The sequence below is a fragment of the Formosa bonchosmolovskayae genome, from assembly GCF_051016085.1.
Taxonomy (GTDB): Bacteria; Bacteroidota; Bacteroidia; order Flavobacteriales; family Flavobacteriaceae; genus Formosa.
Genome location: NZ_CP174605.1, coordinates 2283860 through 2308463 on the forward strand (window position 1 = coordinate 2283860; position 24604 = coordinate 2308463).

A 24604-nucleotide genomic window follows, 5' to 3' on the forward strand; every position below is an offset into this window, starting at 1 on the left:
AAAAAATATAAGTAAATAAGGTGTTTTAATGTAAGTTAAAACACCTTATTTCGTTTAAAGGTCTATAGTTATTGATACAATAATCTTAACTAATTTTTTAGAATTGAAAATTCTAATAACTGTATATTTACAATAAATTGAAATTTTATGCCAACCGACTGTATTCCGTTTAGAGATACCCAATATTTTTCATCATTAATTTGTGATTATTTAGAAGAAAAGCCTGAGTTAAAACCGTTCTATAATCGGTTTCCAAAGCTTGAGAATTTCGAAGCTCAGATAAAAGAGAAATCTAACTTTAAAGGATTATCAGTCGCTCACAGGCAAGTTTTAGCCTCAGTTTTAGAACAACAGTATAGTAATTTAAAACCTTCGGAAGCGACGCAAATAAATATATCGCTCTTAAAAGAGGCGAATACATTTACTGTAACAACTGGGCATCAGTTAAATTTATTTACAGGGCCATTATATTTTTTATATAAAATAGTATCAACAATCAATCTTACTAAAGAATTAAAGGTTGCTTATCCCAATCAACATTTCGTGCCCATTTACTGGATGGCTACAGAAGATCATGATTTCGACGAAATAAATTATTTCAACTTTAAAGGCAAGAAAATTCAATGGAATCGTGCAGACGGTGGTGCTGTTGGTGAATTTTCTACAGAAGGATTAGAAGACGTTTTCGAATTATATACTAAGGAGCTTGGCGTAGGTAAAGCGGCAGACGAGTTAAGAACATTATTTTCTGAAGCGTATTTAAAGCATGATAATCTTGCCGATGCAACGCGATTTTTGGCAAATAGTTTGTTTTCAGATTTAGGTTTGGTTATTTTAGATGCTAACGATCGCGAGTTAAAACGTGCCTTTATTCCGTATATAGAACAAGATATTTTATCCCAAATTTCGTCTCAAGAAGTCTCTAAAACCAATGCGTTACTAACAAATATTCCAAATACAAGTTATAATATTCAGGTTAATCCTAGAGACATTAATTTGTTTTATTTGTCAGAACATAGTCGTGAACGTATCATTTGGGAAGACGATATTTATAAGGTTATTAATACCACAATTACATTTACGAAAGCCGAAATTCTAAAAGAAATTCACGCGTTTCCAGAACGATTTTCACCAAATGTCATTATGCGTCCGCTGTATCAGGAAGTGATATTGCCCAACTTATGTTACATTGGTGGTGGTGGAGAATTGGCATATTGGCTTCAGTTAAAAGATTATTTTGAAGCGGTAAATGTGCCATTTCCTATGTTGCTGTTAAGAAATTCTGTCCTTATTAAAACGCAACAACAAGCTAAGAAATTAGAAAAGCTGAACATTTCTAATCGTGATTTGTTTTACAAACGAGATACATTTATTAACAAAAAGGTGAGACGTATCTCAAATATAGATATCGATTTTTCTAAGCAAAAGAAACACTTGCAAGAACAATTTAGTGAAATGTATGCTTTAGCAGAGCAAACAGACGCTTCTTTTATAGGGGCTGTAAAAGCTCAAGAACATAAGCAAATCAAAGGATTAGAGCATTTAGAAAAACGGTTACTAAAGGCTCAGAAAAAGAAATTAGCAGATCAGGTTTCAAGAATGACAGATTTACAAAATCAATTATTTCCTAATCAAAGCTTGCAAGAGCGCGCTGTTAACTTCTCTGAACTATATCTTGAGTTTGGAGACCAATTAATCCCCAAGTTAGTGTTAGATTTGCAACCATTAAATCAAGAATTTTTAATACTGAATTTGTGAAAAATAGCATGCATAAAGTAGATATGGATTTGGTTGAAATGACACTAGATGTCATGAAATACGCCATTGAAAGAATTTCTACTACCGAAAGAAAGATTGGAAAACCATTAAAATCAGAAGAGTTAAAGGCTTTAGTTGGAGAAACCGTAACCGAAGAAGGTATTGGTGGAGAAGTCGCTTTTAATTTGTGGAAAAAACATTTATCTACAGCAAATGTCCCTGTAGATCACCCACGTAATCTTGCTTTTGTTCCTGCAGCACCAACGCGTGCCGCAGTTATGTTTGATCTAGTTACATCGGCTTCTAGTATTCATGGAGCCTATTGGATGGAAGGAGCTGGTGGAATATTCTGTGAGAATGAAGCGATGAAATGGATTGTTTCTTTAACCGGAATGCCTGAAGGTGCTTTTGGTGTGTTTACTAGTGGTGGTACAGCTGCAAATCTTTCGGCTATAGTTACAGCGAGAGAAAATTGGAGACTTAATAATGAGGCTCATAAAAGAGAAAAAGGATTAATTATTACGTCTATTGGAGCACATTCGTCTATAAAAGCGATGGCAAAAGTAGCCGATATTGATGTGTTGTTGGTCGATACCGAAGACCGTTTAGAAGGTGACGCATTAAAAGAAACCATTTCTAGTTTAACGGCAGATGAGCGTGAACGTTTATTCGCTGTAGTGGCAACAGGAGGAACAACTAATGCCGGTATAATAGACGATTTAGAAGGGATTTCTGCCATTTGTAATACAGAAAATTTATGGTTGCATGTCGATGCCGCTTATGGTGGAGGAGCTTTAGCCGCCGATTCGGTTAGACATTTGTTTAATGGTATAGAAAACGCAGATAGTATTACAATCGATCCTCATAAATGGATGTTTTCGCCTTACGACTGTGGAGCCGTTTTATACAGAGACCCTGAATTAGCAAAAAACGCACATTCACAACAAGGATCGTATTTAGATATCTTTAAAGATGAAGGTGCACACGGGTTTAATCCTACAGACTACCAAATACAATTAACACGACGTGTAAGAGGTTTACCTTTATGGTTTTCTTTGGCTATGCACGGAACAGATCGTTATAAAGTCGCGGTAGAACGTGGCTTAGAACTGGCACAAATAGCAGGACGATTAATTACGGAAAATCCAAATTTAGAATTAGTTAGAGAACCAAGTTTGTCTTGTGTATTATACAGAAGAAAAGGATGGGATGCCCAAGATTATACGCATTGGACGTATGAAAATCACGAAAAAGGATTTGCTCTTGTTACGCCTACGAAATGGAAAACTGGAAATACTTACGAAACCGTGTCTCGTTTTTGTTTTATAAATCCGGATACCACAGAACAGGATATAGTAGATATATTAAAAACAATGGAATAAAGTTTGTTTCAAACTTTTCAAATAAAATTTAAATATTATTTTTGCGCATGCAACACGACAAGGTATTAATTTTAGACTTCGGATCGCAATATACTCAGCTTATTGCCCGTAGAGTTCGAGAACTCAACATTTACTCCGAAATAAAACCATTTAACAAGATTCCAACCGATATAGATAGCTATAAAGCTGTTATTTTATCTGGGAGTCCTAACTCTGTAAGAGGAGAAAACGCTTTACATCCGGAATTAGAACACATTCGCGCTAAAAAGCCAATGCTAGCCGTATGTTACGGAGCACAATATTTAGCTCATTTTTCGGGAGGAGAAGTTGCTCCATCTAGTACACGAGAATATGGTCGTGCTAATTTATCTTTTATAAAAGAAAATGAAGTGTTCTTTGAGAACATTTCTAAAGGTAGCCAAGTTTGGATGAGTCATAGTGACACCATTAAAACATTACCTACAAACGGTGTATTAATAGCAAGTACTACAGATGTTGCTAATGCCGCTTATAAAATTGAAGGCGAAGAAACTTATGCGATTCAATTTCACCCAGAAGTATACCACTCTACTGATGGGAAACAATTATTGGAAAACTTTTTAGTTAAAATTTCTGGTATTAGACAGGATTGGACTCCAGATTCTTTTGTTGAAGAAACTGTTGAAGCCATTCAAGCAAAAGTAGGAAACGATAAAGTCGTACTTGGTTTATCTGGAGGAGTAGATTCTACAGTAGCTGCAGTACTTTTAAATAAAGCCATAGGTAAAAACCTATATTGTATTTTTGTAAACAACGGATTGTTGCGTAAGAATGAATTCGAAAGTGTTTTAAAACAATACGAAGGCATGGGCCTTAATGTAAAAGGTGTAGATGCTTCAAAACGTTTTCTTGATGCTTTGGCGGGAATTGAAGATCCTGAGCTAAAACGTAAAGCTATAGGAAACTCTTTTATCGAAGTTTTCGATGACGAGGCGCATAAATTAACCGATGTAAAATGGTTGGCGCAAGGAACAATTTATCCAGATGTTATCGAGAGTGTTTCTGCTACAGGCGGACCTTCGGCAACTATAAAAAGTCATCATAACGTAGGTGGATTACCTGACTTTATGAAACTTAAAATTGTTGAACCTTTACGTGCTATTTTTAAAGACGAAGTAAGACGTGTTGGAGCAACTTTAGGTATAGATCCAGAATTATTAGGTCGTCATCCATTCCCAGGTCCAGGACTTGGTATTCGTATTCTTGGTGATATTACGGCAGAAAAAGTGCGTATCTTACAAGAGGTAGATGCAATATTTATTAACGGACTTAAAGAATGGGGATTATACGATAAAGTATGGCAAGCCGGAGCGATGTTATTACCAGTAAACAGTGTTGGGGTAATGGGAGACGAGCGTACGTACGAAAAATGTGTAGCGCTTAGAGCCGTAGAAAGTACAGATGGGATGACTGCAGATTGGGTGAATTTACCTTATGCATTTTTACAAAAAACATCTAACGATATAATAAATAAAGTAAAAGGCGTTAATAGAGTAGTATACGACATTAGCTCTAAGCCACCAGCAACGATAGAGTGGGAGTAATTGTCTCATAAATCAATTTATTTTTGAATTAAACCATATTGAATGAAAAAGTTTTTAGTCGTTTTTGTATTACTTTTTATAATGGGAGCGCAAGCAATTGCTCAGAATTATAAAACACATAAAGTAAAACAGAATGAAAAAATAGAAGATATTGCCAAAGTGTATATGGTAACGGTTAACGATATTATTACGTTAAATCCCGATGCTAAAAATGGACTTAGAGACAATATGGTTTTAATTATTCCTAAAACCGAGGTTCAAGCCGAATTGAATACGGTTAGGGAAATTACAAGCTACGAGCAACACCGTGTAAAACGTAAGCAAACGCTTTATAGCATTGCTAAAGATTACAAAGTGACCGAAGATGATATTAAAAAGGCCAATGTCTTTTTGTATTCCGAACCTTTAAAGAAAGGAACTAAAATTAGAATTCCTGTTTTTACAGAAAAGCAAGTTTTAGAAGAAGTCGCGACTGTGGTAGACATCACAAAACCGTATGTAGTTTTACCTAAAGAGGGAAAATGGCGTGTGGCGTATAAATACGGAATAACGGTTGAAGATTTAGAAGCTTTAAACCCAGAATTAGCCGAAGTTTTAAAAGTAGGAGACACCATTAAAGTGCCAAACATTCCTGACACTCGTAAAAAAGTGGTTGAAGATAAATACGATTACTACGAAGTACAGCCTAAAGAAGGTTTTTACCGACTTAAAGTTAAATTAGGACTAGAGAAGGAAGAACTTGAAGCTTTAAATCCAGAATTAGTAGGTTCAGGTTTAAAGGTAGGCATGGTACTAAGAGTCCCTAAACAAGTCGATAATGATGTGGCAGGAATGATTTCAGATCATACCATAGTGGCTTCAGATTTATCTAAAAGAGATTTTAACCGTGGTACAAAACACATTGCGGTTTTAATGCCATTTAAGGTTAATCAAGTGACTTTCGATTCTATTCAGGGTACCATGAATCAGATTAGAAAAGATAGTTATTTAAATTTCGCTTTAGAATTTCAGTCAGGTGTATTAATCGCTTTAGATTCATTGAAATCCTTAGGAATTTCTGTAAAAGTGGATGTTTACGATACCGAAAATAAAACCAGTACAATTAGTGATTTAATTAGAAATCATAATTTCGCAGAATTAGATGCTGTTATTGGTCCGTTAAGTCAGACTAGTGTAGAGTATACTGCAGAACGATTAAGTACTTATAATGTGCCTGTAATTTCTCCTATAACTAAAACAGTTAAGGTTACAGCGAACACATTTCAGTCTCGTCCAGCAGAAGGTTTACTAAAAAATAAAGTTTTAAATTATTTTAAAGAACGCAACCAGTTAACAAATACTATCTTGGTATTCGACTCGGAAAGTGAAGGCAAAAGCGCATCTCTAAAATCTGCTTTTCCCGGAGCTTCAACCGTAAGATCTCGAAAAGATAAAAAAGGAAAAGATGCGCATTATATTCTAGTAGGCGATATTTCTAAGCATTTAAAGCCAGGAAAAAATGTAGTGTTTTTAGAGACAAATACTTCTGGTTTTGCGGCTAATGTTACTAGTGTATTAAATTCATTAAATACAGAAGAAGTCCAGATTATATTAACCACTACAGAGATGAATAATGCTTTTGAAGGCAGTGAAATTTCAAATCAGCATTTATCTAATTTGCGTTTTCATTTCGCATCCATTTCTAAGTCTTTTGACGACGATGTGCATAATGGATTTATTAAACGATATGCAAAGGAATATGGTTTAACACCAGATAAAATTGCCGTACGTGGTTTCGATATTACTATGGATGTAGTTTTACGATTATTAACGTCTACAGATTTATATGCGTCTACTAGCGATGCACCTTTAACAGAATATGTCGAAAATAAATTCGCTTATAAAAAGACACCTTTTGGTGGCTATTATAACGATACGGTGTATTTATTGCAGTACGACGACTTAAAAATTGTTGAAGTAAAAGAGTAGACTTATGACTTCTAAAGTAACTTATCTTGGTGGCTTACGCACCGAAAATTTACATATACAATCCGGGAATACGTTTGTAACAGATGCGCCATTAGATAATAATGGTAAAGGCGAAGCTTTTTCGCCTACCGATACTGTAGCAACGGGATTAGCCAGTTGCATGTTAACCATGATGGGAATTAAAGCCAATAGTTTAAAGGTGAATATGGAAGGGACTACGGCTCACGTAACCAAAACAATGTCTGCCGACCCCAGACGGATTTCGAAAATAGAAGTTGTCTTCAATTTGACTTTTCAAACCGATGACAAGACACGCAAAATTTTAGAACATACGGCAAATACCTGCCCAGTGCATTACAGTCTGCATCCAGATATTGAAAAAGTAATAACGTTTAATTGGAAGTCGGTTTAACAACAGCACCTCTCACACACAAATTAACAAAGGTATTATGGAACAACTTAATGGAGATGTTTTAATTGAGTTGGCGTACACCAAAATGCCTTATGGGAAATATAAAGATCGATTTCTTATCGATTTACCCGAGTTCTATGTGGTTTGGTATAATAATAAAGGCTTTCCAAAAGGAAAGCTAGGCGATCAATTACGTATGGTTTACGAACTAAAATTGAACGGTTTAGAAGACTTAATACGAAATATTAAGCAAAAATATCCCAATCCTAAAGCGCGTTAATTGGTGCAAAATACGATATGTGTTGTTCATATAGCGTCCACAGTAACCAAATGTGTTTTCATTCAAATATAGACTGTCATCATATTCTAAGATGAAATGTTGAAAACTTTCCTTGTTATTAAAATTTAGGCTTGAGCAAAATAAATAAGATACTTTGACTTAGGAAATTACACGGTTATAGCTGTTATAACTTAGGACGAATTGAATTGTTAGTGTTTTAATGCGAATTAAAATAGATAAGCATACTTAATTCTCAATTGTTCTTTGTAAATTTGCTCGCGTTTAAAAGCGCATCATGACAACTACAACAAAGTATATTTTCGTAACCGGCGGTGTTACATCTTCATTAGGAAAAGGAATAATTGCAGCATCTTTAGCTAAGTTATTACAATCTCAAGGTTACAGAGTAACAATTCAAAAATTAGATCCATATATAAATGTGGACCCTGGTACGTTAAATCCATACGAACATGGTGAATGTTATGTTACCGACGATGGTGCAGAAACCGATTTAGATTTAGGTCATTACGAACGTTTTTTAAACACACCTACAAGTCAGGCTAACAACGTTACTACCGGTAGAATTTACCAAAGCGTTATTGAAAAAGAACGTCGTGGTGAATTTCTTGGGAAGACTGTTCAGGTTATTCCTCATATCACAGACGAAATTAAAGAGCGTATTCAGATATTAGGGAATTCAGGAGATTACGATATCGTAATTACCGAAATAGGTGGTACTGTAGGAGATATTGAGTCATTACCGTATGTAGAAGCGGTTAGACAATTGCGTTGGGATTTAGGCGATAATAACGGATTGGTTATTCATTTAACTTTAGTTCCATTTTTATCGGCTGCGGGCGAATTAAAAACAAAACCTACACAACACAGTGTAAAAACCTTAATGGAAAGCGGTGTGCAAGCCGATATCTTGGTGTGTAGAACAGAGCACCATTTACCAAAAGATTTACGTAAAAAATTAGCCTTATTCTGTAATGTGCGCGAAGAAGCTGTTATTCAATCTATCGATGCTTCTACCATTTACGATGTACCTAATTTAATGTTAGAAGAAGGTTTGGATAAAGTGGTTCTTAAAAAATTAAATTTAAATAGTAGTATTCCAGATTTATCAAGATGGAACGAGTTTTTAGATCGTCATAAAAATCCGAAGACAGAAATTACAATTGGTTTAATTGGTAAGTATGTCGAATTACAGGATTCTTATAAATCTATATTAGAAGCCTTTATTCATGCTGGAGCAGAAAATGAAGTTAAAGTGAATGTAGAACCTATTCACTCAGAATATATAAACGCCGATAACGCGAAATTAAAACTAGCTCATTTAAATGGGGTTTTAGTAGCTCCTGGTTTTGGAGAGCGCGGTACCGAAGGAAAAATTGATGCCGTTAAGTTTGTTAGAGAAAACAATATTCCGTTTTTAGGAATTTGTTTAGGAATGCAAATGGCAGTTATCGAATATTCTAGAAATGTATTGGGTATTTCTGATGCTAATTCTACCGAAATGGATTCTAATACTCCAAATCCGGTTATTAGTATTATGGAAGAACAAAAGAATATTACCGATATGGGAGGTACTATGCGATTAGGGTCTTGGGAATGTACTTTAAAAGAAGACAGTATTGCTAAAAAAGTATACGGTTCGGAAATTATCGAAGAGCGCCACAGACACCGCTACGAATTTAATAGTGATTTTAGAGCTCAGATCGAAGCAGCAGGAATGGTTGCAACAGGTGTAAACCCAAAAACTAATCTGGTAGAAATTGTAGAAATTCCGTCTCATCCTTGGTTTGTTGGGGTACAATACCATCCAGAATATAAGAGTACGGTTAAAAATCCACACCCTTTATTTGTAGCATTTGTAAAAGCAGCTTTAAAAAATAAGAAAAAATAAGTGCCACATTGTCAAAACTTAAAAAGTGGTCACCTTTTTGAGTACTAACTCACACTACGAAATACTTTGCGTTTGGCCGAAGTATTTCTATTTATACTTAGAATGTAATTAGATGGAAGAAAAGAAATTAGACCTGAATTCGGTCATAGGATTTATCCTAATCTTTGGAATTTTAATGTTTATGCTTTGGCAGAATCAGCCAACTCCAGAGGAATTAGAAGCTCAGGAGCAAGCAAAACAAGAACAAGTTGAAGCAGAGAAGAACGCTGAAATTCAAAATGCAACTCTAGAAACATCTTCGGAAGATTTTTCAGTGACATCGGCAACAGATTCTTTAAAACTAGAAGGACTTAAAAATAAATTAGGTGCTTTTGCATACTCATCGACTTTACCTTCTGCATCAAATAAAGACACAAGAGTAGAAACAGAATTATTCGATTTAAAATTCAGTAATAAAGGTGGTTTCCTATCGGAAGTTAGACTTAAAGCTTTCGATAATTACGATTCACTACCTGTTTTTCTTATTAAAGATAAAAATATTGGTTTCAATATTAATTTCGGAACCACAGACAGTCGTAACTTAAATACTCAAGATTTATATTTTGAGCCTACAATTACTAAAAATGGTGCTAACACTGTAGTTTCTATGAAACTTAAAGTGTCAAACTCTAAATTTTTAGAATATCGTTACGAGCTTAAGCCAGATAATTACATGATGGATTTCACCATCCGTTCTCAAGGTTTAAGCGATGTGATTAATAGCTCTCAAGCGGTTAATTTAGATTGGAAACAAAAAATGATTCGTGGCGATAAAAGTGTGGAGTACGAAAACCGTTACACACGTTTAACCTATCAGCACGATGGTGGTAAAATTGACAAATTAAGTCCGACTAGCGACGACGACGATGTTGAAGAAGATGTTACGTGGTTATCTTACAGACAGCATTTCTTTAGTTCTATTTTAGTTACAGAGAAACCTTTTAAAACGGTAGATTTAGTTTCTGAAAATTTAGTTGAAAGTGGAGATGATCATGCAGAATTTACTAAAATTTATACCTCTAAAATTCCATTAGAATTACAAGGTGGAGAATTTAATGCACCCTTAAAATTTTATTTTGGTCCAACAGATAATACTGTACTTAAACAATACGACTATAGTTTAGACGATAGTATTCCTTTTGGATGGGGTATTTTTGGATGGATTAACCGTTATGTATTTGTACCATTATTTGGCTTCTTAAGTGACTTAATGCCTTACGGTTTTGCTATTATAGTAATGACTATTTTAGTGAGAATTGTAATGTCTCCAGTAACTTATAAATCGTATTTATCTCAGGCTAAGATGAAAATTCTTAAACCAGAGATTAACGACATAAACGAGAAGTATAAAGATAATGCCATGAAAAAGCAACAAGCTACAATGGCGTTATATAGCAAAGCAGGAGCGAGCCCAATGGCGGGATGTTTGCCTGGTTTATTACAACTTCCGGTATTCTATGCTTTATTCCAGTTTTTCCCATCGGCATTCGATTTAAGACATAAAAGTTTCCTTTGGGCAGACGATTTATCTTCTTACGATACCATTGCAGAATTACCGTTTAAAATTCCTTTTTACGGAGATCATATTAGTTTATTCCCAATCTTAGCTTCTGTAGCCATCTTCTTTTATATGAAAATGACAACAGGACAACAAGTGGCATCTCAACCAACGCAAGAAGGTATGCCTGATATGGGTAAAATGATGAAGTACATGATTTACTTCTCTCCAATCATGATGTTAGTATTCTTTAATAATTATGCATCAGGATTGAGTTTGTATTACTTTATATCTAACTTAATTACTATTGGAATTATGTTAGTGATTAAAAACTTCATTATCGATGAAGATAAAATTCACGCAAAAATCCAAGAGAATAAGAAGAAGCCTAAAAAGGAAAATCGCTTTCAGAAGAAAATGAAAGATATGATGGAGCAGGCAGAACAGCAGAAACAAATGCAAAATCGCAAAAAATAATCTAAGCTGCCTTAATTGGCAGCTTTTTTGTTACTTGTATTTCTATTAATTGTTATTCCTTTTAATGATATGAAAAATGTATTAACCCTTTTAATATTATGTGTGGTTGGAACCGCAATGGCACAAAATATTAATCAGTTAGATGCCAATGGTAAACGCGATGGAATTTGGAAAAAGAATTTCGATAACACTAAAGTATTGCGTTACGAAGGAGAGTTTTCGCATGGTAAAGAAGTCGGAACGTTTAAATTTTACAAGAATGTAAATAACAAGCCGGTGTTGTCGGCAGTAAAGACATTTAATACAAACGACGATATTGCTGAAGTACAGTTTTTTGCTTCTAATCAGAAAGTGATTAGTAAAGGTAAAATGAAAGGCAAATTGTACATCGGAGATTGGGTTTACTTTCATAAGAATTCCGATAAAGTTATGATGGAAGAACATTATAACAATCAAGGTAAATTAGACGGAGAACGTTTGGTATACTACGATAACGGGAAACTTACCGAGCGTACCATGTTTAAAAATGGTAAAATAGACGGAAAATCTATATGGTATTCAGAAAAAGGAATAGTTTTAAAGGATTTTACATATGTGAATGATAAGTTGCAAGGTATGTCTAAGTACTACGACTTAGAAGGGAATTTAACAGCAGAAGGTGCTTTTAAAAATGATAAAAAAGACGGAATTTGGAACTTTTATAAAGACGGAGAATTAGTAGATACTAAGGATTATACCAATTACAGTAAGAATCCAGCTAAACAATAGTACAGTTAACTTTTGTCTGATACAATCTTAACGTATTCAGTTAATTTTCTTTCCCTAATACATGCTTTGGCATAATTAAACTTTTAAAAATGAAACGAGTAATTGTTGGACTTTCAGGTGGTGTAGATTCTAGTGTTGCGGCGTATGTATTGCAACAACAAGGCTACGAAGTAATCGGGCTTTTTATGAAAAATTGGCACGACGATTCTGTTACAATTTCAGATGAATGTCCGTGGTTAGACGATAGTAATGATGCCATGTTGGTGGCCGAGAAATTAGGAATTCCTTTTCAAACGGTCGATTTAAGCGAGCAGTATAAAGAACGTATCGTCGATTATATGTTTAAGGAATACGAAAACGGGCGTACACCAAATCCGGATGTCCTTTGTAATCGCGAGATTAAGTTTGATGTGTTTATGAAAATTGCCTTAGACCTAGGGGCAGATTATGTGGCTACAGGGCATTACTGTAGAAAAGGTATTATTAATGAAGGCGAAAATGAGACGTACCAATTATTGGCAGGTTTAGACGGAAATAAAGATCAATCTTATTTTTTATGTCAATTATCACAAGATCAGTTAGCTAAGGCGTTATTTCCAATCGGGGAACTCACTAAGCCGGAAGTACGTAAAATTGCAACCGAATTAGATTTAGTAACAGCCGATAAAAAAGATTCTCAAGGACTTTGTTTTATAGGAAAAGTACGTTTGCCAGAATTTTTACAACAGCAATTAAAACCTAAAGAAGGTGTTATTGTTGAAGTCGATAGAGCACACGAAATGTACATGGCTTCTCAGACAGAATTTGCGACTAAATTAGAGGAACTTCAATATCTTACAACTAAAAAAGTTTATCATGTTTCCGATGGAAAAATTGTTGGAAAACACCAAGGTGCTCATTATTTTACCAAAGGACAACGTAAAGGTTTAGGTGTTGGAGGTACAGTAGAACCTCTGTTTGTTATAGATACCGACGTTAACGAAAATGTGATTTATACCGGACAAGGACATTCACATCCGGGATTATTTAAATCGGCTCTATTTGTCACTAATGAAGAAGAGCATTGGATTCGCGAAGATCTAAAATTACAAGCAGGCGATACTTTAGAGGTTATGGCGAGAATTCGTTACAGACAACCTTTACAAAAAGCAACGTTATATAAAATAGATAACGGATTATATGTGGAATTCGAAGCACCACAATCTGCAATTACAGAAGGACAATTTGTAGCTTGGTATCATGAAGATGATTTGCTAGGTTCCGGAGTAATTTCGTAAATTGTAGAAAAAAATATGTTCAGATCCATTTTCTTTTTGGTATTACTCGTTTTTACGGGACAAACTTATGCGCAAGAAGATGCTTGGGTATATTTAACAGATAAACCAAATGTTTCAGAAGCTTTGGCGAATCCTTCGTCTATACTTACACAAAAGGCCATAGCTAGGAAACAGAGACACGGCATCCCAATAGATGCTAGAGATGTGCCTGTTAATGAAGCTTATATTTCACAATTAAAATCGCAAACAGGAATAACAGTATTGGCCAAATCTAAATGGTTTAATTCAGTATATGTTAGGGGGATATCTTTAGAAAACATTAAGGATTTATCAGAATTACCGTTTGTAGACGCTATTGATTTTGCCGATACCAGTTTAAATACCTCTACTTCACGCACACGTCAAGTACTTTCAAAAACGAGTGTTGAAGATACCCGTGTTGATTTTACATATGGCGATTCTCAAAATCAGGTTGAAATGATTAACGTCGATGCGCTCCATACTGCAGGTTATACTGGTAAAGGTATTACTATAGCGGTGTTAGACTCCGGGTTTCCTAATGTTAACACCATGCAGGCATTTCAGCGATTAAGAGATCAGGGAAATTTATTAGGTGGATACGATTTTGTAGATAGAACCGAAGATATTTATGCAAATACTACAAGTTCGCACGGTACATTAGTCCTAAGTTCTATGGCGGCGTATATTGAAAACGAATATGTGGGCACAGCTCCAGACGCTTCTTATTATATATTTAATACAGAAGATCCCGATAGCGAATCGCCTGCAGAAGAGAGTTACTGGGTAGAAGCTACAGAACGCGCAGATAGCTTGGGTGTAGACATGATAAATACGTCTCTAGGCTATAATCTATTCGATAACGCCAAATATAATTACACCACTGCCGATATGAATGGAAAGGTTGCATTCATATCCAAAGGAGCTTCAATAGCCGTAGAAAAAGGAATTCTGGTGGTTGTTAGTGCAGGAAATTCTGGAGCCACATCTTGGCGCACAGTTACTGCGCCTGCCGATTCTCCAGACATATTAAGCATTGGTGCTGTAAATGCTTTTGGCGAGTATGTGTCGTTTAGTTCGCAAGGTGGAGAAGCACAAGTAGGATACCAGAAACCGGATGTAGTAGCTAGAGGTGGAGCGACCTTTTTAGTAAACGAAAATGATCAGATAGTTCAGTATAATGGAACCTCTTTTAGTTCACCCATTATGTGTGGAGGTATTGCGTCTTTATGGCAATCAATTCCCGAAGTTTCGGCAACAATGGTCATGAATTTGGTTAGAGAATCCGGTTCTCAATATAGCAATCCGGACGATTTTCTGGGATATGGAATTCCTGATTTAGCTCTGGCAAAAGATTTCGCGCTTTCGATAAATGATGACGTTATGGAAGCTATTCGTTTTTATCCTAATCCCGTTTCAACAGTTCTAAACCTAGTATTGCCTTCAAGTTTAGAAACGTTAGAATATGCTATTTATAATCAGTTGGGGCAACAAGTTTCACAACATGCTATGCAAGGAAATTCTAAAACCATAGATGTATCTGGTTTATCGCATGGTGTTTATATTTTAAAATTATCTAGCAGAAGTAACTCAAAATCTTTTAAGTTCATAAAGTAATGAATACAATCACATCTTTATTCAATATTCAGTATCCTATTGTGCAAGCAGGAATGGTTTGGAATAGTGGCTGGAAGTTGGCTTCGGCAGCGAGTAATTCCGGAATTTTAGGATTACTAGGTGCAGGTTCTATGTATCCGGAAGTGTTACGTGAGCATATTCAGAAATGTAAAAAAGCGACTAATAAGCCATTTGGAGTTAATGTGCCCATGTTATATCCAAACATTGAAGAGATTATGAATATTATTGTTGAAGAAGATGTGAAAATTGTATTTACTTCAGCAGGAAATCCAAAAACGTGGACGTCTTGGTTAAAAGAACGTGGCATAATTGTGGTGCACGTGGTGAGTAGCGTAAAGTTTGCCTTAAAAGCACAAGCAGCAGGTGTAGATGCCGTGGTTGCAGAAGGCTTTGAAGCTGGCGGCCATAACGGTCGGGAAGAAACCACGACCTTTACTTTAATTCCTATGGTTAAGGAACAATTAAATGTGCCATTAATCGCAGCAGGAGGAATCGCTACAGGAAAAGGCATGTTAGCTGCTATGGTTTTAGGAGCAGATGGCGTACAGATAGGAAGTCGGTTTGTAGCTAGTAAAGAATCTTCGGCACATCTAAACTTTAAAGAAAGCGTGGTGCATACTAAGGATGGCGATACCCATTTAACGTTAAAAGAATTAGCTCCGGCGCGTTTAATTAAAAACAAGTTTTTTAATGACCTACAGACCATGTACCAAAAAGGCACAACAGCAGACGAATTGAAAGCATTCTTGGGGCGTGGTCGCGCCAAAAAGGGAATGTTCGAAGGCGATTTAGAAGAAGGCGAATTAGAAATTGGTCAAGTGGCAGGATTGATCCATGAAATTAAGCCAGTTTACGAAATTGTTTCTGAAATTATTACAGAATTCGAGCGCTCTAAAGTGAACTTACCTTCCTTATAAAATATTTGTGAAAGTTTCGTCTTAAGCTGTTTTTAAAATTACCTTTGCACGACAAAAAAATTAAAGTGCTTTTATCTCAATACACAAAAGAATTTAAATACAATTGGCAACTGGCAGCTCCAGTGATGCTTGGTATGCTGGGGCATACATTTGTTAGCTTTGTAGACAATATTATGGTTGGCCAATTAGGAACAGCAGAACTTGCTGCAGTTTCTTTGGGTAATAGTTTTATGTTTATAGCCATGTCTGTAGGGATTGGTTTTTCTACAGCCATTACACCTATAGTCGCAGAAGCTGATAGTTCAGACGATTTCAAGTCGGGAAAGTCGGCTTTTAAACATGGACTGTTATTATGTACTATACTTGGCGTTTTACTCTTCCTAATCGTCTATTTTGCTAAACCGTTAATGTACTTAATGAAACAACCTATTGAGGTTGTAGAGTTGGCTATTCCGTATTTGGATTTAGTAGCTTTTTCTTTAATTCCTTTAATTATTTTTCAGGCATTTAAGCAGTTTAGTGATGGGATGTCTATGACTAAATACCCGATGTACGCCACCATTATAGGTAATTTAGTAAATGTACTTTTAAACTATATGTTCATTTTTGGTAAGTTCGGCGCTCCTGCTTATGGTATTGTAGGTGCGGCTTACGGAACGTTAGCGTCTCGTTTTATAATGGTCGCTTTTATATGGTGGGTTTTAAAAGGAAATGAAAAGTCTAAAGCATACGTTATTAATATAAAAATCTTTGTTTTAGAAAAGTTAATGATGAAGCGTATATTTAACCTAGGTGCTCCTAGTGCGATGCAAATGCTTTTTGAAGTCGCAATATTTACTTCGGCAGTATGGTTAAGTGGTTTATTAGGTAAGAATCCGCAAGCCGCCAATCAGATTGCTTTAAACTTATCGTCTATGACCTTTATGGTTGCAACCGGATTAAGTGTAGCGAGTATGGTACGTGTTGGAAATCAAAAAGGACTCAAGAATTATCATGAATTAAGACGGATTGCATTTTCATTGTTTTTAATGGGAACGCTCTTCGCAGTGTGTTTCGCCTTAATGTTTATGCTATTGCGTACAGAATTACCTAAAATTTATGTCGATTTAAACGATGCCGCAAACTTTGCCGATAACTCTGAAGTGGTTCATATCGCGGCGAATTTATTATTAGCCGCAGCTGTATTTCAGATTAGTGATAGTATACAAGTGGTTGTTTTAGGAGCTTTACGTGGACTTCAAGACGTAAAAGTGCCTACTATTATAACATTTATTTCCTATTGGATTATTGGTTTTCCTGTAAGTTATTACTTCGGAAAAGAAGATCAATTGGGAAGCTTCGGAATTTGGTTAGGACTTTTAGCAGGATTAACTACAGCAGCAATTTTACTTTATATAAGATTTAATTATCTTACCAAACAATTAATATTACAAAAAGAACAATAGACATATGGCACTTCCAAAATTTATTTTAGGTGACAATACCGATTTCCCAAATGCAATTTTCGTGATTCATACCGAATTTCCTCGTTTTATAATTAATTTAGAAGATGATGATGTAGAGTGGTTTGAAGATTTCGATCAAGAAGACCAGCGAGAAATTGAAATGGAAACAGAAGGATTAATCGAAAAAGCTAGCGCATTTTACGATAGAGAAGTAGCACGTTACGAAGAATAAAAAGGTATGCTCGATCAACTCATAAATGCCGATAGAGAATTATTTCTGTTTTTTAATACCTTGGGCTCTACAGGCTGGGATACGTTCTGGTTAGTGGTTACTAATAAGTTTACGTTTATTCCTTTATATGCCTTGCTACTTTTTTTAGTCTATAAAAAATTAGGAGCCAAAACAGTATTAACTCTTGTGATTTTAGCGGCCTTAATGATTGCATTTACCGATCAGATTTCAAACTTGTTTAAGCACGGTTTTCAACGCCCTAGGCCTTGCAGACAAGAAGGTGTTATGGAATATATGCGATTTATAGCCGAGCGTTGTGGCCGATATGGCTTTTTCTCTGCCCATGCCGCTAGTACTATGGCAGTAGCAGTATGTATAGGCTTAATCTTAAAACCGTTCTACAAGAATGTTATATTTATGTTGCTGTTTTGGAGTACCGTTGTGGCCTACAGTCGTATTTATGTTGGAGTGCATTATCCGCTAGACATTGTGTGCGGTATGGCTTTTGGTGCCCTTACTGGTTTTGGCTTTTTCAAATTGTATCTCTACGCCATGAAACGCCAGGGATTGCCTACTTTTTATTAAGGATATAATAATAGTTTACCAATCTTGAATTGTGTTTTCTTGAGGTTGGATCTGCCGCATTAAGATCGTAAGTCTTTACAAGTTGCATGGTGTAAAGCGCTTCTATCATGTCCTTTTCAGAGGTATTTAATTCGTTTGTTAGTAGTCCGAAACGGGTTTCTCTAGGGAATTGCAGTTCATGCTCATCATCTTTTATAATCGGAAGTACATCCCCATATAAAAAAAGCATTTCTGGCGATACATAATTCATCCCATAAACCTTTAAGTCTTGTGTTTTAGCTTCAGATTCTAAAGTTGCAATCTCGTTGTACTGCGCAGGAATCGTTGCTTTGTAAAGTGGCAAAGCGACAATAAATATAGAAGCAAAAAAGAATACGGTTAGAAAGAATACTGTTCTTATGGCTTTCTTCTTCAAATTTATAAAAATAAAAAGGCCTATAGTGAAGAGTACTAGCGATGCTATTACGTACTGAACCCAAAATCCAGATAGTTGCTCTTTTAGTCCTAAATACGCTATAACCGGAAAGGCAATACCAATACAGGCTATTAGTCCGAAGTTAAAGTATACAGGGATCGTTTCTCTTTTGTCTTGTAGGGTTTTAAAATGCTGAAATAAATAATCGATATAGAATCCGGTGTTAATAGCTAACGGAATCAAAACCGGCATAAGATATCTAGATTTCTTTTCAGGGATAATCGATAATAAAATCACCGCAAAAATCGTCCAATAAAAACTGAATTTATATGCCTTTAAGTTGCGAACTCTCGATTTTAAATACGGATATAGTAAGCCAATAAATGCAGGAACCGTCCATATACCACTTTGAATAAAGAAGCTCCAGTAGTAATAAAACGGACGAATATTATAACTTCCCCAATTGCTTGTTTCTTTAGAAGTAATATGGGAAAATGTTTCAGGATCTATTACGCGCACGTAAATAAACCACCAACCACCAATAGCGACCATTAAAAGTAGTACACTAAATATAGAGAAGGTTTTAGGTCGAAAATTTTTGAATTTATAAGTGAAGCTGTATGCCAATAAAAACGGTAAGAACAGTACGTATAAAGATACCGGACCTTTGCTTAAAAAAGATAGTCCCAAACAAATTCCAGCTATAATAGTATGTTTCCAGTAATTTTTTTCTTTTTGAAAGAGCTGAAATAGATGGTAAATCGCAATTAGCATAAAACCATGAGCGTAAATGTCCCAAGGCGCTTCAACAGTGATACCAACCACATAAAAGGAGGTGAAAGCAATACAGGCATTTACTAGACTGTGCAAGGTATTATTTAAGATGGAATAAGATAAGCGGTATACGAAAACGCCAATCACCATAATTAAAAATACAGTAGGTAGTCTTAACGCATAAACATGTAATCCAAATATAGAAGCCGATATGGCAGACAACCATGTAGGTAAAGGCGGTTTTTCGTAGCGTGCTTCACCGTTCATTGTTGTTAAAATCCAATGATTATCGGTTATCATTTCACGAGCTGTAATAAAGTTTCTCGCTTCCATGATTGTTACTTGCATAACATGTAAATTAGGAAGAAGCATTAGAGCGACCGAAATACAAATAAAAGCAATAGGATATTTTTCGATGATCTTAATCATTGTATTTCTTTATTAAAACTAAGTTTCGACTATATATTATAGCCCCTAGAATATGTCCTGTAAACAGCACGGGATCTTTCCGTAAAATGGCATAAACGAGTATAAGAACGGATCCCGCTAAACTCAATGCCCAAAAACCAAACGGTAGAGTAGATGATTTCTTTTTTTCAGAATAAATCCATTGATAGATAAAACGAAAGGTAAATACAACTTGCGATACAATTCCTAATATTAATAACCATACGGGTATATCTTCATTCGTAAACAAAAACGTGATATCTATTTTGTTATTATTAAAATAGTAAACTACAATAAGAATTGGAACTACAAGTAAAAACCATTGTATGGCCTTCGGAAATTTTTGCCATTCGTTTTGAAGCTGAAGATTTCTTATGTAGATGTAATACGTTAAACTTTGTCCAAGCATTATAGCAAAATCTTGCCTTAAGTAGCCATAAACAAAAAGTAGAAAAGAGGCGATTAGACTTAAGGTCCAGAATAGAGTAGGTGTAATTACTTTACGTTTCTTCTCCGACGTAATCCATTGTACGACTAGTCTTGAAGAAAATAAGATTTGCGCAAGAAATCCTATGGTGTATATAATCCAATTACTCATTAACTACGGGTCTCAATTTCGTAGTTAATATACTTCTTTTTCATCCACAAATATGCAAAACAATCTATTAAAGGTCCTACCAATCTATTTAATAATCCGAATTTAGCTTCTCCAGCAATTCTTGGAAAATGTTGTACAGGAACCTGAATAATTTTACCGTGTTGCAGTAAAATCATGGCAGGTAAAAACCGGTGCAAGCCTTTAAACATGGGAATACGCTTGGCATAATCTGTTTTAATAACTTTTAACGGACAACCAGTATCGTCCATACCATCGTGAGTGAAACTTCTGCGAATGCCATTTGCTATGGTCGAAGACATATTTTTCACAAACGAATCTTTTCGGTTAGCGCGTACTCCTGTAACCAAATCGTACTCGCCAATATGTTGTAATAAAATATTAAAGTCGGAAGGTGCTGTTTGTAAATCGGAATCGATATAACCCACCAGTGGTGTATTTGTATAATCGAAACCTGCTTTTATAGCCGCACTTAAACCTCTGTTTTGTTTAAAACTTATAAATTCAAACTCAGGGTTTCGAGAGCAAATAGCTTCAATAAGTTCCTGACTGTTATCCTTAGAACCGTCGTTTACAAGTAATATTTTAGTGCTTTTAGATGCTGTTTTGGCATAGGCTAAAAGTTCTTGTTCGACGCGTAATAAATTATCTTCTTCATTATAAACGGGAACTATAATGGTGAATTGGTAGCTCATAGATGGAAACTTGAAAGTGCAAATGTATTCTTTTTTCTACAAAAGAAAATTTTAACATTTACAAATGTACGATAAATGGAAATAGAATAGGGAACTTACTTAAGTGGTACTGCAACTTTCACGTCGTCCCACGCCATGGTTAAGGCTAAATTATCGGTAGAATTATCGAATGAAATAGTAAATTCTTCAACCGAGTTATTTAGTTTTTCTACAGGAACTTGCAAGTCTACCACATCAAAAGCGGGATCTCTCATGGCTTGCATGGTTTCGTCTACGCCCCATTTGTATTGCTTCTTGTTAAACATGACATGCCAGGTCGAATCGTTGGGAATAGACCACAGGGTATATTTTCCTGCAGGCAAAGTACTATCGCCTATTTTTAAAGGCTTATTTGTTTTAAAAGTAGTGGCTTCGTTGGCACCGGTTCTCCAAACTTCGTTATAAGGTACTAAGCCACCAAAAATTAAACGATCACGTTTAGAAGGTCTATTGTAAAATACTTCTAACTCTAAATCGTTTAGTTTAAATTCTACAGTGTCCTTCGGACTAAGTACTTTATTGAAAGCGTCTTTTTCAAAATATGCATATAGAAATACTCCTATCGCAACAAACAATAGAAGAATCATAACCCATTTTAAAAATCTATTCATAAAACAATTTGTATTTAGGAGGTAAAGATACTTTAAAAGATACTGAACTTAAATACCCTTTAATTTAATTAAACTAATTTTAACAGGCAACAGGAAAAATATTTTACTTTTTTGCAACACTTCAAAAAAAAGAACGTCTTTAAGATGTATACTAACCAATATAACCACAAGTGAATTTATTTTCTATTGATATTATAGAAGCATGTAAACGGCATGACCAGAAGGCGCAATTGCAGTTATACAACCAGTACTGCCATGGGATGTATAGTGTTGCCAAACGGTTTATTTCGAATACAGCAGAGGCCGAAGATCTGGTGCAAGATGCATTTATAAAGGCCTTTAGTAAACTACATCAATTTAAAGGCGACGTCACTTTTGGGGCTTGGTTAAAACGTATTGTTGTGAATACGTGTATCGATTCACTTAAATCTAAAAAACAAGAGTTGGATGTTTTAGAAGAGGTGCACCTCAAGGTGGTTGATGCAGATACTCATGATAATTGGACGGTGGATGATGGTGTGACTCTAAATGATATAAAACACGTTATAGAAACCTTACCGGAAAAGTATAAATATGTGGTGATGTTGTTTTTAATTGAAGGGTATGATCATCAAGAGATTTCTGAAATTTTAAACATTTCTGAAGTCGCCTCACGCACACAATTATCGCGAGGAAAACAAAAATTACAAGAACTTTTAAAAACGAAGAGTTATGGTACAAGATATTAGAGATTTATTTGAAGCCGAAAAAGCACATCAAAAAGACGACCGGTTGTCTGAAGGACATGAAGCACGCTTTTTAGAAAAGTTAAAGGCTAGTGTGCCTCAAGATCCGCCTAAGTCTAAATTTAATTGGATGGCTATCGCGGCGAGTTTAGTGCTTCTATTTGCGTTGAGCTTTGGAGGATATACATTTTTTAATGCTGATCAAGTAACAGAAACACAACAGCAAGTTGTAGAAACCGAAGTAACGCCAGTTGTAAAAACAAAAACCTTAGGCGATTTGTCTCCCGACTTAAAGAAAGTTGAAGATTATTATCTGGCGAGTATTCATACCGAATTATCTAAGGTAGAATTAACACCAGAAAATAAAGAATTAATCGATGGTTACATTCAGCGTTTAGAAGAATTAACCAACGAATACAAAAAGTTATCTATAGAATTAACCGAATCTGGCCCGAGCGAATTAACCGTAAATGCCTTAATCGATAATTTAAAATTGCGTTTAAACCTGTTATACCGTTTACGCGATCAATTAAAAGAATTCAGTACAGATGCTATTGCCGATGAGGCGGTGGAACAATCTATTTAAAAAATCAATCAAAAAAATGAAACAGTTAATTATAAAATCAATTACAAGTTTAGTGCTAGTTGTGTTTGCGTCTAATCTAACACAAGCACAACAAAAGCTATCTAAGGCATCGCAATCTTTAAAAGTGAATAAAGAGGTGACTATTAATTTAGAATCGAATTACACCATAGTAAAAATCGATACGTGGAATAAAGACGTGATTGAAGTAGAAGCTTTTGTAGAAAGTGATCAATTAAGTCAGTCTGATTTACAAAAGGCGTTAAAAGAGTGGAATGTAGATGTAAGTGGGTCTAGCGGTTTTGTGAATATTTCGAGTAAAGGCATGCAAAATGGTTGGGATGTAGGTTATGATTTTGATGTGAATTCAATTTCAGCACTACAGCATTTAGAATTCGAATTGGCCGATATGCCACCCATGCCACCGTTACCAGATATGAAACATTTTGCGAATATGCCAGAAATGCCCAATATGCCGGAACCACCAACAATGCCAGAATTACCCGAATTACCAGAAGGTATGAATCAAGTACATTTTGATTATGAAGCGTATAAAAACGAAGGTGAAAAGTATTTAGATAAGTGGAGTAAAACTTACCAGAAAGAATACGGAAAAGAGTATCAAGATAAAATGAAGGCTTGGGCGAAGAAGTTTAGCGCCTCTGGTTTTGAAGATTACGAGAAAAAAATGGAAGCTTGGGGCGAAAAGTTTGGCGAATCTTATGGCAAGCAAATGGAAGCCTGGGGAAAACAATTTGAAAACGGCTTCGGAAAGGATTTTGAGGAACAAATGGAAGCTTGGGGAGAATCGTTTGGCAAATCATTTGAAAAGCAAATGGAAGCCCAAGAGCATGCCGAAGCGAGCCGAATGAAAGCCGAAGAAGCTAGAGCACGCGCAGAGCAGGGCAGAAGCATGCCGGATAGCAGTCCTCATATAAAAAAGACTATTATTATTCACATGCCCAAAAAGGCAAATTTAAAAGTGAATGTAAAATATGGCGAATTACAATTTGTATCGCTTATAGAAAACTTAAAGGCAGAAATGTCGCATACCAAATTAACAGCAAACACTATCGGTGGGAGTAACACTTCCATCGCGGTGTCTTATGCGCCCGTGTCTATTACCAATTGGAATCAGGGGCAGTTGGTGTTAAAGTATGTAGAACAAGCTAATATTGGCGCTGTAAATCAGTTGGTGTTAAATTCAAATTCATCGAATATACAATTGGGGCAACTTACAGGAAATACCATAATTAATGGGAGTTTTGGTGATCTTAAAATATCTAAAATAGCAGATACGTTTCAGAATCTAAATATTGTTTTAGAAAATAGCGATGTCTTAATTAGTTTGCCGAAAACGGAGTATAGTTTACAATATAACGGCAGACAATCCCGATTTAAACATCCTAAAAAGACGAGCAGTGAAAACGTGTCTACATTTTCTACGGGGAATTTAAGTAGCAATAAATCGATTATTGTGAATGCTAAATTTAGTAAGGTATCAATGGAGTAA

The 24604-nt window shown here is 35.4% G+C and carries 22 protein-coding genes; 18 read left to right on the plus strand and 4 right to left on the minus strand.

The window, feature by feature from the left end; genetic code table 11:
• Positions 1-147: 147 nt before the first annotated feature.
• The 15 genes from bshC (at position 148) to ACKC83_RS09820 (ending at position 18186) form a co-directional block, all read left to right on the plus strand.
• Positions 148-1758: a bacillithiol biosynthesis cysteine-adding enzyme BshC gene (gene bshC, locus ACKC83_RS09750; protein ID WP_434035355.1), complete on the plus strand. Its 1611-nt coding sequence runs from the start codon at positions 148-150 to the stop codon at positions 1756-1758.
• An 8-nt stretch (positions 1759-1766) separates the two neighbouring features.
• The gene (locus ACKC83_RS09755; RefSeq protein ID WP_414037352.1) at positions 1767-3140 is read left to right on the plus strand and encodes a pyridoxal phosphate-dependent decarboxylase family protein; all 1374 of its coding nucleotides are present in this window, start codon (positions 1767-1769) and stop codon (positions 3138-3140) included.
• A gap of 47 nt (positions 3141-3187) precedes the next feature.
• Entirely contained in the window at positions 3188-4723 is a 1536-nt protein-coding gene (guaA, locus tag ACKC83_RS09760; protein WP_434035356.1) for a glutamine-hydrolyzing GMP synthase, read from the plus strand.
• 42 nt (positions 4724-4765) lie between these two features.
• Positions 4766-6691, plus strand: coding sequence for a PBP1 and LysM peptidoglycan-binding domain-containing protein (locus ACKC83_RS09765; protein ID WP_434035357.1), 1926 nt, complete (start codon positions 4766-4768; stop codon positions 6689-6691).
• A 4-nt stretch (positions 6692-6695) separates the two neighbouring features.
• Complete coding sequence (locus ACKC83_RS09770) at positions 6696-7103, plus strand: OsmC family protein (RefSeq protein WP_414037244.1); 408 nt, start codon at positions 6696-6698, stop codon at positions 7101-7103.
• A 37-nt stretch (positions 7104-7140) separates the two neighbouring features.
• Entirely contained in the window at positions 7141-7383 is a 243-nt protein-coding gene (locus ACKC83_RS09775) for a DUF3820 family protein (protein WP_414037243.1), read from the plus strand.
• A gap of 295 nt (positions 7384-7678) precedes the next feature.
• Positions 7679-9292 carry a CTP synthase gene (locus ACKC83_RS09780; protein ID WP_414037242.1) on the plus strand — a complete coding sequence of 538 codons (1614 nt, stop codon included), beginning with the start codon at positions 7679-7681 and terminating at the stop codon, positions 9290-9292.
• Between the two features lie 112 nt (positions 9293-9404).
• Entirely contained in the window at positions 9405-11306 is a 1902-nt protein-coding gene (yidC, locus tag ACKC83_RS09785; protein ID WP_434035358.1) for a membrane protein insertase YidC, read from the plus strand.
• A gap of 69 nt (positions 11307-11375) precedes the next feature.
• On the plus strand, positions 11376-12074 hold the full coding sequence (locus ACKC83_RS09790) for a toxin-antitoxin system YwqK family antitoxin (RefSeq protein ID WP_434035359.1): 699 nt from the start codon (positions 11376-11378) through the stop codon (positions 12072-12074).
• A gap of 89 nt (positions 12075-12163) precedes the next feature.
• Positions 12164-13351 (plus strand): tRNA 2-thiouridine(34) synthase MnmA, encoded by a 1188-nt coding sequence (gene mnmA, locus ACKC83_RS09795; protein WP_434035360.1) that lies wholly within the window; start codon positions 12164-12166, stop codon positions 13349-13351.
• A gap of 15 nt (positions 13352-13366) precedes the next feature.
• Positions 13367-14986, plus strand: coding sequence for a S8 family serine peptidase (locus tag ACKC83_RS09800; protein ID WP_434035361.1), 1620 nt, complete (start codon positions 13367-13369; stop codon positions 14984-14986).
• The gene (locus tag ACKC83_RS09805) at positions 14986-15924 is read left to right on the plus strand and encodes an NAD(P)H-dependent flavin oxidoreductase (protein WP_434035362.1); all 939 of its coding nucleotides are present in this window, start codon (positions 14986-14988) and stop codon (positions 15922-15924) included. The genes ACKC83_RS09800 and ACKC83_RS09805 overlap by 1 nt, the downstream gene beginning before the upstream one ends.
• A 65-nt stretch (positions 15925-15989) precedes the next feature.
• Positions 15990-17369, plus strand: coding sequence for an MATE family efflux transporter (locus tag ACKC83_RS09810; protein WP_414037351.1), 1380 nt, complete (start codon positions 15990-15992; stop codon positions 17367-17369).
• Between the two features lie 4 nt (positions 17370-17373).
• Positions 17374-17601 (plus strand): hypothetical protein, encoded by a 228-nt coding sequence (locus ACKC83_RS09815; RefSeq protein ID WP_414037236.1) that lies wholly within the window; start codon positions 17374-17376, stop codon positions 17599-17601.
• Positions 17602-17607: 6 nt separating this feature from the next.
• The gene (locus tag ACKC83_RS09820) at positions 17608-18186 is read left to right on the plus strand and encodes a phosphatase PAP2 family protein (protein WP_434035363.1); all 579 of its coding nucleotides are present in this window, start codon (positions 17608-17610) and stop codon (positions 18184-18186) included.
• Here ACKC83_RS09820 and ACKC83_RS09825 read toward each other — a convergent pair.
• From ACKC83_RS09825 to ACKC83_RS09840, 4 genes are all read right to left on the minus strand, one after another.
• Positions 18173-19804 carry an ArnT family glycosyltransferase gene (locus tag ACKC83_RS09825; protein ID WP_434035364.1) on the minus strand — a complete coding sequence of 544 codons (1632 nt, stop codon included), beginning with the start codon at positions 19802-19804 and terminating at the stop codon, positions 18173-18175. The genes ACKC83_RS09820 and ACKC83_RS09825 overlap by 14 nt on opposite strands.
• Complete coding sequence (locus ACKC83_RS09830; RefSeq protein WP_414037233.1) at positions 19797-20420, minus strand: lipid-A-disaccharide synthase N-terminal domain-containing protein; 624 nt, start codon at positions 20418-20420, stop codon at positions 19797-19799. The genes ACKC83_RS09825 and ACKC83_RS09830 overlap by 8 nt, the downstream gene beginning before the upstream one ends.
• Positions 20420-21133, minus strand: coding sequence for a glycosyltransferase (locus ACKC83_RS09835; protein ID WP_434035365.1), 714 nt, complete (start codon positions 21131-21133; stop codon positions 20420-20422). The genes ACKC83_RS09830 and ACKC83_RS09835 overlap by 1 nt, the downstream gene beginning before the upstream one ends.
• A 95-nt stretch (positions 21134-21228) precedes the next feature.
• Entirely contained in the window at positions 21229-21783 is a 555-nt protein-coding gene (locus ACKC83_RS09840) for a DUF2911 domain-containing protein (RefSeq protein ID WP_414037231.1), read from the minus strand.
• A 170-nt stretch (positions 21784-21953) separates the two neighbouring features.
• Here ACKC83_RS09840 and ACKC83_RS09845 point away from each other — a divergent pair, with 170 nt between their 5' ends.
• The 3 genes from ACKC83_RS09845 to ACKC83_RS09855 are packed head-to-tail and all read left to right on the plus strand — an operon-like array spanning position 21954 to position 24604.
• Complete coding sequence (locus ACKC83_RS09845; protein WP_434035366.1) at positions 21954-22511, plus strand: RNA polymerase sigma factor; 558 nt, start codon at positions 21954-21956, stop codon at positions 22509-22511.
• Complete coding sequence (locus ACKC83_RS09850) at positions 22495-23094, plus strand: hypothetical protein (protein WP_434035367.1); 600 nt, start codon at positions 22495-22497, stop codon at positions 23092-23094. Before ACKC83_RS09845 ends, ACKC83_RS09850 begins: the two co-directional genes overlap by 17 nt.
• 16 nt (positions 23095-23110) lie before the next feature.
• A complete protein-coding gene (locus tag ACKC83_RS09855) occupies positions 23111-24604 on the plus strand; it encodes a hypothetical protein (RefSeq protein WP_434035368.1) in 1494 nt (497 codons plus the stop codon).